The organism is Burkholderiaceae bacterium (assembly GCA_024235995.1).
GTDB lineage: Bacteria > Pseudomonadota > Gammaproteobacteria > Burkholderiales > Burkholderiaceae_C > Ottowia.
Genome location: JACKLI010000001.1, coordinates 268,190 through 281,677, shown reverse-complemented (window position 1 = coordinate 281,677; position 13,488 = coordinate 268,190). Strand labels below are relative to the sequence as shown.

Annotated in this window: 14 protein-coding genes; 2 read left to right on the top strand and 12 right to left on the bottom strand. The window is 69.1% G+C overall.

The annotated features are described in order from the left end of the window. Positions 1-39 precede the first annotated feature (39 nt). The 7 genes from H6927_01415 to H6927_01385 all read right to left on the bottom strand — a co-directional run bounded on the left by H6927_01415 (position 40) and on the right by H6927_01385 (position 6,977). Positions 40-1,095: a DNA polymerase III subunit delta gene (locus H6927_01415; GenBank protein MCP5216759.1), complete on the bottom strand. Its 1,056-nt coding sequence runs from the start codon at positions 1,093-1,095 to the stop codon at positions 40-42. A gap of 1 nt (position 1,096) precedes the next feature. Beyond that, entirely contained in the window at positions 1,097-1,591 is a 495-nt protein-coding gene (locus tag H6927_01410; GenBank protein MCP5216758.1) for a hypothetical protein, read from the bottom strand. A gap of 14 nt (positions 1,592-1,605) precedes the next feature. Then, positions 1,606-4,311 carry a leucine--tRNA ligase gene (locus H6927_01405; GenBank protein ID MCP5216757.1) on the bottom strand — a complete coding sequence of 902 codons (2,706 nt, stop codon included), beginning with the start codon at positions 4,309-4,311 and terminating at the stop codon, positions 1,606-1,608. Positions 4,312-4,425: 114 nt separating this feature from the next. Then, positions 4,426-4,896 carry a biopolymer transporter ExbD gene (locus H6927_01400; GenBank protein ID MCP5216756.1) on the bottom strand — a complete coding sequence of 157 codons (471 nt, stop codon included), beginning with the start codon at positions 4,894-4,896 and terminating at the stop codon, positions 4,426-4,428. Positions 4,897-4,905: 9 nt separating this feature from the next. After that, positions 4,906-5,547, bottom strand: coding sequence for a MotA/TolQ/ExbB proton channel family protein (locus H6927_01395; protein ID MCP5216755.1), 642 nt, complete (start codon positions 5,545-5,547; stop codon positions 4,906-4,908). A 6-nt stretch (positions 5,548-5,553) separates the two neighbouring features. Continuing rightward, on the bottom strand, positions 5,554-6,372 hold the full coding sequence (dapB, locus tag H6927_01390) for a 4-hydroxy-tetrahydrodipicolinate reductase (GenBank protein ID MCP5216754.1): 819 nt from the start codon (positions 6,370-6,372) through the stop codon (positions 5,554-5,556). A 53-nt stretch (positions 6,373-6,425) separates the two neighbouring features. Beyond that, complete coding sequence (locus H6927_01385) at positions 6,426-6,977, bottom strand: outer membrane protein assembly factor BamE (protein MCP5216753.1); 552 nt, start codon at positions 6,975-6,977, stop codon at positions 6,426-6,428. A 91-nt stretch (positions 6,978-7,068) separates the two neighbouring features. Between H6927_01385 and fur the strand changes: the two genes are divergently transcribed. After that, a complete protein-coding gene (gene fur / locus H6927_01380) occupies positions 7,069-7,521 on the top strand; it encodes a ferric iron uptake transcriptional regulator (protein MCP5216752.1) in 453 nt (150 codons plus the stop codon). A 25-nt stretch (positions 7,522-7,546) separates the two neighbouring features. On the opposite strand, the gene H6927_01375 is transcribed toward fur, so the two are convergent. The 3 genes from H6927_01375 to raiA all read right to left on the bottom strand — a co-directional run bounded on the left by H6927_01375 (position 7,547) and on the right by raiA (position 9,523). Next, the gene (locus tag H6927_01375; protein ID MCP5216751.1) at positions 7,547-8,509 is read right to left on the bottom strand and encodes an HPr kinase/phosphorylase; all 963 of its coding nucleotides are present in this window, start codon (positions 8,507-8,509) and stop codon (positions 7,547-7,549) included. A 28-nt stretch (positions 8,510-8,537) separates the two neighbouring features. Continuing rightward, positions 8,538-9,005, bottom strand: a complete 468-nt coding sequence (locus H6927_01370; protein MCP5216750.1) for a PTS sugar transporter subunit IIA — start codon at positions 9,003-9,005, stop codon at positions 8,538-8,540. 188 nt (positions 9,006-9,193) lie between these two features. Next, positions 9,194-9,523: a ribosome-associated translation inhibitor RaiA gene (gene raiA, locus H6927_01365; protein MCP5216749.1), complete on the bottom strand. Its 330-nt coding sequence runs from the start codon at positions 9,521-9,523 to the stop codon at positions 9,194-9,196. A gap of 315 nt (positions 9,524-9,838) precedes the next feature. Here raiA and corA point away from each other — a divergent pair, with 315 nt between their 5' ends. Continuing rightward, the gene (gene corA, locus H6927_01360; protein MCP5216748.1) at positions 9,839-10,825 is read left to right on the top strand and encodes a magnesium/cobalt transporter CorA; all 987 of its coding nucleotides are present in this window, start codon (positions 9,839-9,841) and stop codon (positions 10,823-10,825) included. 225 nt (positions 10,826-11,050) lie between these two features. Here the strand turns inward: corA and H6927_01355 are convergent, their stop codons facing one another. Next, a complete protein-coding gene (locus H6927_01355) occupies positions 11,051-11,812 on the bottom strand; it encodes a 5'-methylthioadenosine/adenosylhomocysteine nucleosidase (protein MCP5216747.1) in 762 nt (253 codons plus the stop codon). Further along, positions 11,812-13,485 carry a long-chain-fatty-acid--CoA ligase gene (locus H6927_01350; GenBank protein ID MCP5216746.1) on the bottom strand — a complete coding sequence of 558 codons (1,674 nt, stop codon included), beginning with the start codon at positions 13,483-13,485 and terminating at the stop codon, positions 11,812-11,814. The genes H6927_01355 and H6927_01350 overlap by 1 nt, the downstream gene beginning before the upstream one ends. Positions 13,486-13,488: the final 3 nt, after the last annotated feature.

Sequence of the window (13,488 nt, the reverse complement as noted above, 5' to 3'; positions counted from 1 at the left end):
GCCGGCGGGGTTTTTGACTTTCGGGCGCTCAGAGCCTGTTCACGATCTCAGCGCGCAGGCGCCGGTCAGACTTTGCGCCAGCCGGTGCAGCGCCTGCCAGGGGTCGGTGGGCCAGCCGGGGTGCTGCAGGCCCTTGACGATGCCGTCCACGCGCCAGGCGGCTTCCAGCAGGGCGTCCAGCTGACGCTCGGCCAGGCGCGGCAGCACGCGCTCGAACAGGCGCTCGCGCAGGCCCCACACGCGCTCGCTGCGCAGCGCCAGCGGCAGCGGCTTGCCGGCGGCCATGGCGTCCTGGATGCGCTTGAGCGCGCGGATGTCCTCGGCCAGCGCGTAGTGCACCAGCACGGGCGCCTCGCCCTCGGCCTGCAGGCCGTCGATCATGCGCTGCACGCGCTCGCGCCGGCCGGCCAGCACGGCCTCGGACAGCTTGAACACGTCGTAGCGCGCCACGTTGGCGACGGCGGCCTCCACCTGCTCCAGCGTCAGCTCGCCGGCGGGGTGCAGCAGGCCCAGCTTGCTGATCTCCTGGTGCGCGGCCAGCAGGTTGCCCTCCACCTGGTCGGCAAAGAACTGCAGCGTGCGCTGGCCCGCCTCGCCCGCCTGCACGCGCTGGCCCTGCGCGGCCAGGCGCTGGGCGATCCAGGCGGGCAGCTGCGCGCGCTCGACGGTGTCGATCTGGATCGCCACGCCAGCGCCCTCCAGCGCGGTGAACCAGGCCGACGTGCGCGTGGCCTTGTCCAGCCGCGGCAGCATGACGAGCGTCAGCACCGCGTCGTTGCCCGCCGCCTGCTGGGCGATCTGCTGCAGCGCGGTGCTGCCGTCCTTGCCCGGCTTGCCCGAGGGCACGCGGATCTCGACGATCTGCCGGTCGGCAAACAGGCTCAAGGAGCCGCCGGCCGCCAGCACGGCGCTCCAGTCGTAATTGGCGCCTGCCACGGTGAAGCTGCTGCGCTCGGTGTAGCCCTGGGCGCGCGCCGCCGCGCGGATGGCGTCGGCCGCCTCCTGCTGCAACAGCGCCTCGTCGCCGTGCAGCACGTACAGCGGGCGCAGGCCTTTTTGCAGCTGCGCCGGCAGTTGAGCGAGGGTTAGCTGCATGTCAGAGCTTGACCGTCGCCAGCCGCCGCATCACCTGTTGCACGATATCGCTTTGCATGTTCTGGTAGAGCATCAGCGCCTCCTGCTCCTTCGACAGCGCGGCCGATTCGCTGTAGCTCTGGTCGATCTCGCGCAGGATTTCGGCTTGCGGCAGCAGCTCGCGCCCGGCGGGGGTGAGCACCTTGAAGGCGAAGCGGATGCGCAGCTGGAATTCGCGCACCGCGCCGGTGGCCGTCAGGCTGACCACGGCGCGCTCGCGCTGCTCGCCCTTGCTCTCCAGCACCACGTCGGCGCGGGCTTTCTGCGCCGCGTCGGTGATGACCTGGATCTGCCCCGTGCCCTCGAGCTGGCGGCGCAGCTCCAGCCCCAGGCCGGCGCCGGCCGGCAGCGCCAGGTAGATGCTGTGAAAGCCGAACGTGGGCGCCTGGCGCAGCGCAAAGCCGCAGCTGGCCAGGGCCAGCGGGGCGGCCAGCAGCAGGGCGCGGCGTTGAGGCATGGCGTTAACAGACCCTAGCCGACGACGATGTTGACCAGCCGCCCGGGCACGATGACCACCTTGCGCACCGCGGCGCCGGCGCCGAACTTGGCGAAGGCCTCGCTGGCCAGCGCGGCCTGCTCGATGGTCTCGCGCGAGGCGCCGGCGGGCACGCGGATGGCGCCGCGCAGCTTGCCGCCGACCTGCAGCACCAGCTCGATCTCGTCCTGCTCCAGCGCCTGGGCATCGACCCGGGGCCAGGGCGCGTCCAGCACCTCGCCCTGCAGCGCGGCAAAGCCCAGCTGCTGCCACAGCTGGTGCGCGATGTGCGGGGTGACGGGGTAGAGCACGCGCAGCAGGATGGAAAAGCCCTCGGCCAGCGCGGCAGTGTCGCCGGGCGAGCCGTCGCCCTTGAAGCCCTCCAAGGCATTGAGCATCTTCATCGCGCCCGACACCACGGTGTTGTATTGCAGGCGCTGGTAGTCGTGCTCGACCTGGCCGAGCACGGTGTGGATCTCGTGGCGCAGCGCCTTGGCGGCCTTGCCCAGTTCAAGGCCTTTTTGGCCATTGGCCGCCATGGATTGCGCGCTGGCAGCTATGTTTTGAATAGCATTCAGCTTGACGCCGAAGTTCCACACCCGGCGCAGGAAGCGGTAGCTGCCCTCGACGGCGGCGTCGTTCCACTCCAGCGTCAGCTCGGGTGGCGAGGTGAACATGGTGTACAGGCGCGCGGTGTCGGCGCCGTACTTCTCGATCAGCGCCTGCGGGTCGACCCCGTTGTTCTTGGACTTGGACATGGTGCCCACGCCCTCGTAGTCGATGGACGTGCCCACGGGCAACAGGCCGTCGCCGCTGTCGGCCGGGTTCTTCAGCTGCGCGCCGACGATCTTGCCGCCCTCGTCCAGCACGTTTTCCACGTCCTGCGGCCAGAAGTAGTCCTTGCCGCCCTTGGCGGTGCGGCGGCTGTAGATGTGGTTGAGCACCATGCCCTGCGTGAGCAAGCGCGTGAAGGGCTCGTCGACCTGCACCAAGCCCAGGTCGCGCATCACCTTGGTCCAGAAGCGCGCGTACAGCAGGTGCAGGATGGCGTGCTCGATGCCGCCGATGTACTGGTCCATCGGCATCCAGTGGCGCGTGCCGCCGGCCACCATGGCCTGGCTGTTGGCCGGGTCGCAGTAGCGCATGAAGTACCACGAACTGTCCACGAAGGTGTCCATGGTGTCGGTCTCGCGCCGTGCCGGCTTGCCGCAGCAGGGGCAGTTGACCTTCAGGAAGGCTTCGCACTTGTTCAGGGGGTTGCCGCTGCCGTCGGGCACCAGGTCCTGCGGCAGCACCACGGGCAGGTCCTGCTCGGGCACGGGCACCGCCCCGCAATCGGCGCAGTGGATGATGGGAATGGGCGTGCCCCAGTAGCGCTGGCGCGAGATGCCCCAGTCGCGCAGGCGCCAGGTCACCTTCTTCTCGCCCAGGCCCTTTTGCTCCAGCGCCTCGGCCACGGCGTCGACCGCGTCCTGGTATTCAAGGCCGCTGAAGACGTCGGAGTTGATGGCGACGCCGCGCTGCTTGTCGGCGTACCAGTCCTGCCAGCGCGTGTCGTCAAACTCCTGCTCGTCCACGTCCACCACCTGCTGGATGGGCAGGCCGTACTTGAGCGCGAAGGCGAAGTCGCGCTCGTCGTGCGCGGGCACGCCCATCACGGCGCCGTCGCCGTAGCTCATCAGCACGTAGTTGCCCACCCACAGCGGCACCTCCTCGCCCGTCAGCGGGTGGGTCACCGTGAGGCCCGTGGGCAGGCCTTCCTTGTCCTTGGCGGCCAGCTCGGCCTCGGTGGTGCCGCCCTGCTTGCACTGCTCGATGAAGGCGGCCAGCCGCGGGTTGCCCTGGGCGGCGTGCGCGGCCAGCGGGTGTTCGGGCGCCACGGCGCAGAAGGTCACGCCCATGATGGTGTCGGCGCGCGTGGTGAACACGTACATGCGCCCGCCGCCGATGGGCTGGCCGTCCGCGCCGCGGATGCCGTGCGTGAAGGCAAAGCGCACGCCCTCGCTCTTGCCGATCCAGTTTTCCTGCATCAGGCGCACGCGGTCGGGCCAGCCGGTGAGCGTGGCCTTGGGGTTGCCGATCTGCACGTGGTCGAGCAGCTCCTGCGCGTAGTCGGTGATCTTGAGGTAGTAGCCCGGGATCTCGCGCTTTTCAACCACCGCGCCGGTGCGCCAGCCCTTGCCGTCGATGACCTGCTCGTTGGCCAGTACGGTCTGGTCCACCGGGTCCCAGTTGACGACCTGGGTCTTGCGGTAGGCGATGCCCTTTTCCAGCATCTTCAAAAACAGCCACTGGTTCCATTTGTAGTAGCTGGCGTCGCAGGTGGCCACCTCGCGGCTCCAGTCGATGGCCAGGCCCATGGCCTGCATCTGGCCCTTCATGTAGGCGATGTTGTCGTAGGTCCACTTGGCCGGCGGCACCTTGTTCTTCAGCGCGGCGTTCTCGGCCGGCAGGCCGAAGGCGTCCCAGCCCATGGGCATGAGCACGTTGTAGCCCTTCATGCGCAGCTGGCGCGTGAGCATGTCGTTGATGGTGTAGTTGCGCACGTGGCCCATGTGCAGCTTGCCGCTGGGGTAGGGCAGCATGGAGCAGGCGTAGTACTTGGGCTTGGCCGCGTCCTCGCCGACGCGGTAGGCGTCGGCCGCGCGCCACTGGGCCTGCGCGGCAGCCTCGACCTCCGAATGCGTGTAATGGTCTTGCATGGGGCAAATTGTAGGCGGCTCAGGACTGCCTGATAACTATCGAAAACATAGCTGCCAGCGCTTTTTGGATGCGGGCTGGAGCCTTGAAACTCTTAGAACCCGTGGCGGCGCGGGTCAGCGCGCCTGGGCAGGCGCCGGTGCGGCGGGCTGGGGCGCGGTGCCGGGCGCTTGCGCGGGCGCCTCGGCCACGAAGCCGATGCGGTTCAGGCCCGCCTTCTGCGCCTCGCCCATCACCTCGACCACGCGGCCGTAGGGCACGCCCTGGTCGGCGCGCAGCTGCACCTCGGTGTCGGGGTTGTCCAGTTTGGCCTGCTGCAGCGCCACCGACAGCTCGGCCGCGTTGACCGGCTTGTCGTTGAAGAAGGCCTGGCCCGCCTTGTCGACCGCGACGGTGACGAACTGCGGCGGATCGCCCGGCTTGGCGCCGTCGGTCTTGGGCAGGTCCAGCCGGATCGAGCTGGCCAGCAGCGGCGCGGTGAGGATGAAGATGACCACCAGCACCAGCATCACGTCCACCATGGGCGTGACGTTGATGTCGTACATGGGCTCGCTGCCCTTGGTGCGTTCCAGCCTTCCAAACGCCATGGTGGCCTCTTATGCGCGATGGGCCAGCAGCTCGCGCAAGTCGCGCGCAAAGCCTTCCAGCTCGGCCTCGATGGCGCCGATGACGCGCCCGAAGCCGTTGTAGGCCAGCACCGCCGGGATGGCCACGGCCAGGCCGGCGGCGGTCATGATGAGCGACTCGCCCACCGGGCCGGCCACGCGCTCGATCGAGATCTGGCCCGAGCCGGCGATGCTGGTGAGCGCGTGATAGATGCCCCACACCGTGCCCAGCAGGCCGATGAAGGGCGCGATGGAGCCGGTGGTGGCCAGCAGCACCTGGCCGAACTGCAGGCGCCGCATGACGGCGTGCAGCGCGCCGCGCAGCGTGCGCGTGAGCTGCTGCTCGCGCTCGCCCGCGCTGGCCAGGGTGTCGCCGGCCGGCGGCTGGGTGGCCTGCACCAGCGGCAGCACCAGCGTGGCGCGGTCGATGGTTTGCAGCTGCGTGGCGGCGTCCTGCAGCGAGGGCGCCTGCCAGAAGGCCGCCACCGCGCGCGCCACGTTGCCGCTGGCGCGGCGCAGCATCCAGGCTTTCCAGACGATGATCACCCAGCTGGCGATCGACATGAGCAGCAGCAGCAGCGCCACGGCCTTGCCGATGGCGTCGCTCTGCGAGAAGACTTGTTGCAGGTTCATAAAAATTCAGCGCAGGTTCAGCACGTCGGCCATGTCGAACAGGCCCCGGGCCTGGCCGGCCAGGAAGCGCACCGCGCGCAGGCTGCCCTGCGCGTAGCCGGCGCGGCTGGAGGACTTGTGGGCGATCTCGATGCGCTCGCCGGTGCCGGCGAACAGCACGGTGTGGTCGCCCACGATGTCGCCGCCGCGCACGGTGGCGAAGCCGATGGCGGAGGGGTCGCGCTCGCCGGTGTGGCCGTAGCGCTCGTACACGGCGCGGTCCGCCAGGCGCGTGCCCTGGGCCTGGGCGATCACCTCGCCCATCTGCAGTGCCGTGCCCGAAGGGGCGTCCACCTTGTGGCGGTGGTGCGCCTCGACGATCTCGATGTCGTAGCCGGTGGCCAGGGCCTTGGCGGCCAGCTCCAGCAGCTTGAGCGTGACGTTGACGCCCACGCTCATGTTGGGCGCCAGCACGATGGGGATGTGCTGCGCGGCGGCCTGGATCTCAGCCTTTTGCGCGTCGGAAAAGCCGGTGGTGCCGATCACCATGGCCACGCCGTGCTGGCGGCAGGCCGCCAGGTGCGCCAGCGTGGCCTCGGGGCGGGTGAAGTCGATCAGGCAGGCGGCGTCCCGCAGGCCGGCGTCCAGGTCGGCCGTCACCTTCACGCCGCTGGCCCAGCCGGCGAAGGCCCCCGCGTCCTGGCCCAGCGCCGGGCTGCCTGCGCGGTCCAGCGCGCCGGCCAGCGTGCAATCGTGCGCGGCGTGCACGGCCTCGATCAGCATCTGGCCCATGCGGCCGGTGGCGCCGGCAATGGCAACGCGGTGGGAGGCGGGGGCAGCGGTCATGGCAAAGGCGGGGGAAGGCGCGGCGCGCTTGAAGATGCGCCGCCGAAGGCTTCTCAGCGTGAGCTGTCGAGCGGGGGGTAGCCGCCGGCCGGCGGCTCGGGGGTGGGCGCGGCGGCGGCCGCAGCCGCCGAGGCGCCGGGCGCCGGGAACTTGGCGAGCTGCTCCTCGGTGGCTTCCAGCGGCGGCACCTTGTAGGTCTTGTCGCGGCCGATGCGCTGCACGAACTCGTTCTCGCTGGGCATCTCGTCGCCCTCGAAGCGGTCAAGCGCGTCGCCGTTGAAGAACAGCGTCAGGCGGTACTGCTGCGGCTTGACGCCCTGGCGCTCGATGGTGAACACGTAGTCCCAGCGGCCTTCGTGGAACAGGCTGGTCATCAGCGGCGTGCCCAGCAGGTCGCGCACCTGCAGGCGCGTCATGCCCGGCTGCAATTGGGCCACCTGCTCCTTGGACACGAAATTGCCCTGCACCACCTCGGGCTTGTACAGCGTGAGGGCGTTGGCCATGTCGCGCGTGGCTTCGTTGAACGAGCTGCAGGCGCCGACGAGCGCGGCCACGCACAGGGCGAGCGTCACCCGGCCAGCATGGCGGACGGGGGGGCGGGGCATCTGGGGCATCGCGGAGGGCTTGGGCACAATACGACCGGGCATTGTAGCCAGCGCGCGGCACCGGGCCGTGCCGGCGGGTATGCTGCACGCCATGGACGACACCCTCAACGAGCTGAAGAACACGGGCCTGAAGGCCACCCAGCCACGGCTGAAGATTCTGGAGATCTTCCAGAACTCCCAGCTGCGCCACCTGTCGGCCGAGGACGTGTACCGCCTGCTGGTGGCCGAGCACTCCGACATCGGCCTGGCCACGGTGTACCGCGTGCTGACGCAGTTCGAGCAGGCGGGACTGCTCAGCCGCAACCATTTCGAGGCCGGCAAGGCGGTGTACGAGCTCAACGACGAGCAGCACCACGACCACCTGGTGTGCCTGGACTGCGGGCACGTCGAGGAGTTCTACGACGCCCAGATCGAGCAGCGCCAGAGCGCCATCGCGCGCGAGCGCGGCTTCACGCTGGCCGACCACGCGCTGAGCCTGTACGCGCACTGCGACAAGGCGGTGTGCGCCTACCGCGGCAGCGCGCCGCCGCGTCGCGGCGCGTGAACGCCGGCGGGCGCGCCGACGCCGCTCAAGCCGACGAGGCGCTGCCCTTTTCCATCGCCACGCGGTGGCGCGTGACGAATTCCTCGTAGGTGTCGATGCCGCGCAGCTGCAGGATGTGGTTGCGCACCGCCGCCTCCACCAGCACGGCGATGTTGCGGCCGGCCACCACCGGGATGACCACCTTGTGGATCGGCACGCCCAGCACGTCCTGCGACAGCGGCTCGTAGGGCAGGCGCTCGTAGTCGCGCTCCATGGTCTCGCGGCGCACCAGGTGCACGATCAGGCGCAGGCGCATGCGCCGGCGCACGGCCGCCTCGCCGAAGATGGCGCGGATGTCCAGCAGGCCGATGCCGCGCACCTCCAGCAGGTTCTGCAGCAGCTCGGGACAGCGGCCCTCGATGGTGGTCTGGTTGATGCGGTACAGGTCCACCGCGTCGTCGGCCACCAGGCCGTTGCCGCGCGAGATCAGCTCCAGCCCCAGCTCGCTCTTGCCCAGGCCCGACTCGCCGGTGATCAGCACGCCCAGGCCCAGGATGTCCATAAACACGCCGTGCATGGTGGTGCGGTCGGCGAAGTGCTTGGCCAGGTAGGTGCGCAGCACGTCGATGACGAAGGCCGCCGACTCGTGGGTGGCGAACAGCGGGATCTGCGCGCGCTCGCACATGCTGACCAGCGCGTCGGGCGCCGCCTGGTCCTCGCACAGCACCAGCACCGGCGGCTCCAGCGTGACGATGCGCGCGATGCGCCGCGCGCTGTCCTCGGGCGAGCACGCACCGATGTAGCGCACCTCGCGCTCGCCCAGGATCTGCAGGCGGTAGGGGTGGATGTAGTTCAGGTAGCCCACCAGGTCGGCGCCCGAGCGCGCCTGGCGCACCACCACCTCGTCGAAATGCCGCTCGGACGCGCCCTGGCCGGCCACCCACTGCCAGCGCAGCGAGGCGCGGTGGTCCTCGAACAGAACGTCGGCGCTGATGGCGGTGGGTTTCATGCCGGCGTGGCGTGGGGCGGCGCGGCGCTCAGCCGCCCTGGGCCGAATGCCAGTCGGCGATCAGCGCGTGCAGCTGATCGGCCGTGGGCGCGGTCTTGATGCGCTCGCGCAGGCTGGCGTCGGACAGCAGCTCGGCGATCTCGGACAGGATCTCCAGGTGCTTTTGTGTCGCCGCCTCGGGCACCAGCAGGAAGATCAGCAGGCCCACCGGCTGCTCGTCGGGCGCGTCGAAGCCGATCGGCTGCTGCAGCTGCAGCACCGCCGCCATGGGCGCCTTCAGGCCCTTGATGCGCCCGTGCGGAATGGCCACGCCGTGGCCCAGGCCGGTGGAGCCCAGGCGCTCGCGCGCGAACAGGCTGTCGGCGATCAGCGCGCGCGACAGGCCGTGCAGGTTCTCGAACAGCAGGCCGGCTTCCTCGAACGCGCGCTTCTTGCTGGTGACCTCGATGCCCACCAGCACCTGCGATGCGGGAAGGATGGATGCAAGTCGATTCATGGATGGATGCGACAGCGTGGAAAGCCCATGTTACGCCAGCCGGCCGGCCGGGTGCGAAACCGCGCCGCGCCTTCCTGGGGCTGGTCCGTGCGGGCTCCCGAATGTCATCGAGTCGTCGAAAAGAAAGCCGCCCGAAGAAAGGCGGCTGTGTAAGTGGAGTCGGTTGCAGGTGTTTTTATTTGCTAATCTTACATCAGATGTTTGCCGGCCACCCGGTCCACCGTCTGGCGCCGGTCCTTGTCGCGCACCAGCTGGCGGTCCAGCTTGTCCATCAGCTCGTCGACCGCGGCGTACAGGTCTTCGTGCGCACTCTCGGCATACAGCTCGCCACCCTTGACCTTGATGTTGCATTCCGCGCGCTGGCGTCGGTCCTTTTCCTTCAGGTTGTCCACCGACAACAGCACCCGTACGTCCATCACCTGATCGAAATGCCGCGTGATCCGGTCCAGCTTGCCGGACACGTAGCCGCGCAGCGCCGGGGTCACTTCCAGGTGGTGTCCGCTGATCGTCAAGTTCATACCAATCTCCTTGCTTGCGATGGGTGGCCGCCACGGGCACGTGCGGGTGGCAGCCACCGGGCCCATGCACGGTGCCTGGCAGCGCGCCAAGCGGGCCGTGCCATGCCATGATGCCCCCGATCCGCAGCCAGTGCAATCCCGCCGCGGCCCCGGGGTGGTGACATAATCGCCGGCTTGTCCGAACGTCGAAAGCACACCGTGGAATCCATTCCCAGTCGGTAGCTTTCGCCTCCCTGGAACGCTGGCGCGGGGGGCCGAAAGCCCCCGCCTCCACCCATCCGCCAGACGCTTGCACTCCGCTGCAGGGAGAGCCTCATGTTGAACGTCTTCACGCTGTCGAACGGCCGCCTGTTCCAGGAAGAAATCGAGTCGCTGGAGGAGCTGTCGCGCTTCCAGCCCATCTGGGTCGACCTGGAGGAGCCCTCGCCCGAGGAAAAGCGCTGGGTCAAGCAGTATTTCGGCCTGTCGATCCCCGAGGACGCGATGGACGAAGACATCGAGGAGTCGGCGCGCTTTTACGCCGAGGACAACGGCGAGCTGCACATCCGCAGCGACTTCCTGGTGGCCGACCCGGACGCGCCGCACCAGGTGCGCGTGGCCTTCATCCTCAACACCGTCAACCAGCAGCTGCGCAGCCAGGGCGTGCTGTTTTCCATCCACGACGAGACCGTGCCCGCGTTTCGCCTGCTGCGCATGCGCGCGCGCCGCATGCCCGGCCTGCTGACCGACGCCAAGGAGGTGCTGCTCAAGCTGCTGGACGCCGACGCCGAGTACTGCGCCGACACGCTGGAGGGCATCTACGACGACCTGGAGGCCGCCGGCAAGAAGGTGCTGGACGACAACATCAGCGACGAGATGGCCAGCGAGGTGCTGGCCACCATCGCGCGCCAGGAGGACATGAACGGGCGCATCCGCCGCAACGTGATGGACACGCGCCGCGCCGTCAGCTTTCTGATGCGCAGCAAGATGCTGGACGCCGAGCAGTTCGAGGAGGCGCGCCAGATCCAGCGCGACCTGGACTCGCTGGACAGCCACACCACCTTCCTGTTCGACAAGATCAACTTCTTGATGGACGCCACGGTGGGCTTCATCAACATCAACCAGAACAAGATCATCAAGATCTTCTCGGTGGCCAGCGTGGCGCTGCTGCCGCCCACGCTGATCGCCAGCATCTACGGCATGAACTTCCGCAACATGCCCGAGCTGGAGCACCCGCTGGGCTATCCGTTCGCGCTGGCGCTGATGGTCGCCAGCGCGCTGGTGCCGATGTGGTACTTCCGGCGCCGCGGCTGGTTGAAATAGCTCCCCCCTGAGCCGCTCACGCGGCATCCCCCCAGAGGGGGGACGCACCCTGTGGCCGGGGGGACCCCGGCCACGAGTGCACTGGCCTGGCCTGCTCCGCGGCCTTTCGACTTGTTTCTCCCTCCCCCGCTGGGGGAGGGTTGGGGTGGGGGCCGGCGGCCGTTGTTCAGCCAGCGCGATTTGAACAAAATCGGCCGCTGGCCCGCATGCACAGAGCGCAATCAGCTATCTATTTGATAGTTTCGAGAAATACCCCTCCAGCACCGCCGCCCCCAGCGGGCTGGCCACGCGCTCGACGAAGCGGGTGAAATCGACGTGGGCGCTGTCGTCGGCGCGGTCGGAGATGGTGCGCAGGGCGGCAAAGGGCAGGCCGTAGTCGTGGCACACCTGGGCCACGGCGGCGCCTTCCATCTCCACCGCCAGGGCGTCGGGCAGCGCGTGGCGCAAGGCGGCGCTTTCGGCGGCGGTGGCGACGAAGCGGTCGCCGGTGACGATCAGGCCCTGGCGCAGCGTGGCGCCATGCAGCGCGAACTCGCGCGCCGCCGCGGCGCCCAGCGCGTCCTCGGGCCGGGCCAGCACCGCCTGCGTCGCGGCGGCCAGCGCGTCGGACAGCGCCGCGTCGGTGGCAAAGCGCGCGCGCCCGTACAGCGGCACCTCGTGGCGTGCAAACAGCGGCGAAGCGTCCATGTCGTGCTGCAGCAGCTCGCGCGCCACCACGATGTCGCCCACCTTCACGCCCGTGGCCAGGCCGCCGGCGACGCCGGTGAACACGATGCGGTCGACGCCGAAGCGCTCGACCAGGAGGGTGGCCGTGGTGGCCGCCGCCACCTTGCCCACGCGCGCCAGCACCGCCACCAGCTCGTGCCCGTGCCAGTGGCCGCGCCAGAAGTCGCGCCCGGCCACCGACTCGCGCTGCTCGTCGGGCAGGCGCTGCAGCACCGCCGCCAGCTCGTCGTGCAGCGCGCTGACGATACCGATGCGGGGCATCAGTGGTCGCGCAGCTCGCGGCGCAAAACTTTGCCGACGGGGGTTTTCGGCAGGTCGGCGCGGAACTCGATCACGTGCGGGCGCTTGTAGCCGGTGAGGTTTTCGCGGCAGTACGCGCGCACGGCCTCCTCGGTCAGGGCCGGGTCCTTCTTGACCACCACCAGCTTGATGGCCTCGCCGGTCTTGTCGTCGGGCACGCCCACGGCGGCGGCCTCCATCACGCCCGGCATGGCGGCCACCACGTCCTCGATCTCGTTGGGGTAGACGTTGAAGCCGCTCACCAGGATCATGTCCTTCTTGCGGTCGACGATCTTGGTGTAGCCGCGCTCGTCCATGATGCCGATGTCGCCGCTCTTGAAGTAGCCGTCGGCCGTCATGACCTTGGCGGTCTCATCCGGGCGCTGCCAGTAGCCGGCCATCACCTGCGGGCCCTTGATGGCGATCTCGCCGGGCTGGCCCAGCGGCACCTCGACGCCGTTGTCGTCCAGGATCTTGATCCAGGTGCCGGGAATGGGCAGGCCGATGGTGCCGGTGAAGGTCTTGGACGTCACCAGGTTGCAGGTGGCCGAGGGGCTGGTCTCCGACAGGCCGTAGCCCTCGCAGATCGGGCAGCCGGTTTTCTCGAGCCACAGCTTGGCCACGGCGCCCTGCACGGCCATGCCGCCGCCCACCGACACCTTCAGGTTCCTCCAGTTGACGGTGCCGAAGTCGGGGTGGTGCGCCAGACCGTTGAACAGCGTGTTGACGGCCGGAAAGCTGTGAAAGGTTTCCTTGGACAAATCCTTCAGCACCGAGGGCAGGTCGCGCGGATTGGGGATCAGGATCAGCATGCCGCCGGTGCGCATCGACAGCATCATGCCCACCGTGAAGGCGAAGATGTGATAGAGCGGCAGCGCGCACACCGAGGTGGACTGCTCGCCCGCCGGGATGCTCTTCATCACCGGGTCGTTCCAGGCCTCGGACTGCAGCACGTTGGCGATCAGGTTGCGATGCAGCAGCACCGCGCCCTTGCTCACGCCCGTCGTCCCGCCGGTGTACTGCAGCACGGCGATGTCGTCGGGCCCGATGGCGGGCTTGCTGAAGGCACTGGCGCGGCCCCGGGCCACGGCGTCGTTGTAGCGTACGGCGCCGGGCAGGCTGAAGGCGGGCACCAGCTTCTTGACCTTGCGCACCACGTAGTTGACGATGGTGCCCTTGAGCAGGCCCAGCCGGTCGCCCATGGCGGCCAGCACCACGTGTTGCACGGGCGTCTTGGCGATGCACTGCGCCAGCGTGGCGGCGAAGTTCTCGATGATGATGATGGCCTTGGCGCCCGAGTCGACGAGCTGGTGCTCCAGCTCGCGCGCGGTGTACAGCGGGTTGACGTTGACCACCACCAGCCCCGCGCGCAGCACCGCCGCCACCGCGGCCGGGTACTGCGGCACGTTGGGCATCATCAGCGCCACGCGGTCACCCTTGGCCAGGCCCAGGCCCTGCAGGTAGGCGGCCAGCGCGCGGCTTTGCTGGTCGGTCTCGGCGTAGCTGACGCCGTGGCCCATGAAGCGGTAGGCCGTGCGCTCGGCGTACTTGTCGAAGCTCTCCTCGATCAGCTCCACCAGCGAGCCATAGGCCGACGGTTCGATGTCGGCCGGCACGCCCTCGGGGTACTCGCGCAGCCAGATGCGTTCGGTCATGTC

Bases quoted from the DNA above. Each gene is read 5' to 3' on its own strand.
- H6927_01350 (MCP5216746.1), bottom strand. From the start codon at position 13,485: ATGACCGAACGCATCTGGCTGCGCGAGTACCCCGAGGGCGTGCCGGCC.
- H6927_01400 (MCP5216756.1), bottom strand. From the start codon at position 4,896: ATGGCGTTTGGAAGGCTGGAACGCACCAAGGGCAGCGAGCCCATGTAC.
- raiA (MCP5216749.1), bottom strand. From the start codon at position 9,523: ATGAACTTGACGATCAGCGGACACCACCTGGAAGTGACCCCGGCGCTG.
- H6927_01410 (MCP5216758.1), bottom strand. From the start codon at position 1,591: ATGCCTCAACGCCGCGCCCTGCTGCTGGCCGCCCCGCTGGCCCTGGCC.
- H6927_01415 (MCP5216759.1), bottom strand. From the start codon at position 1,095: ATGCAGCTAACCCTCGCTCAACTGCCGGCGCAGCTGCAAAAAGGCCTG.
- H6927_01375 (MCP5216751.1), bottom strand. From the start codon at position 8,509: ATGAAACCCACCGCCATCAGCGCCGACGTTCTGTTCGAGGACCACCGC.
- H6927_01395 (MCP5216755.1), bottom strand. From the start codon at position 5,547: ATGAACCTGCAACAAGTCTTCTCGCAGAGCGACGCCATCGGCAAGGCC.
- H6927_01370 (MCP5216750.1), bottom strand. From the start codon at position 9,005: ATGAATCGACTTGCATCCATCCTTCCCGCATCGCAGGTGCTGGTGGGC.
- H6927_01355 (MCP5216747.1), bottom strand. From the start codon at position 11,812: ATGCCCCGCATCGGTATCGTCAGCGCGCTGCACGACGAGCTGGCGGCG.
- fur (MCP5216752.1), top strand. From the start codon at position 7,069: ATGGACGACACCCTCAACGAGCTGAAGAACACGGGCCTGAAGGCCACC.
- dapB (MCP5216754.1), bottom strand. From the start codon at position 6,372: ATGACCGCTGCCCCCGCCTCCCACCGCGTTGCCATTGCCGGCGCCACC.
- H6927_01405 (MCP5216757.1), bottom strand. From the start codon at position 4,311: ATGCAAGACCATTACACGCATTCGGAGGTCGAGGCTGCCGCGCAGGCC.
- corA (MCP5216748.1), top strand. From the start codon at position 9,839: ATGTTGAACGTCTTCACGCTGTCGAACGGCCGCCTGTTCCAGGAAGAA.
- H6927_01385 (MCP5216753.1), bottom strand. From the start codon at position 6,977: ATGCCCCGCCCCCCCGTCCGCCATGCTGGCCGGGTGACGCTCGCCCTG.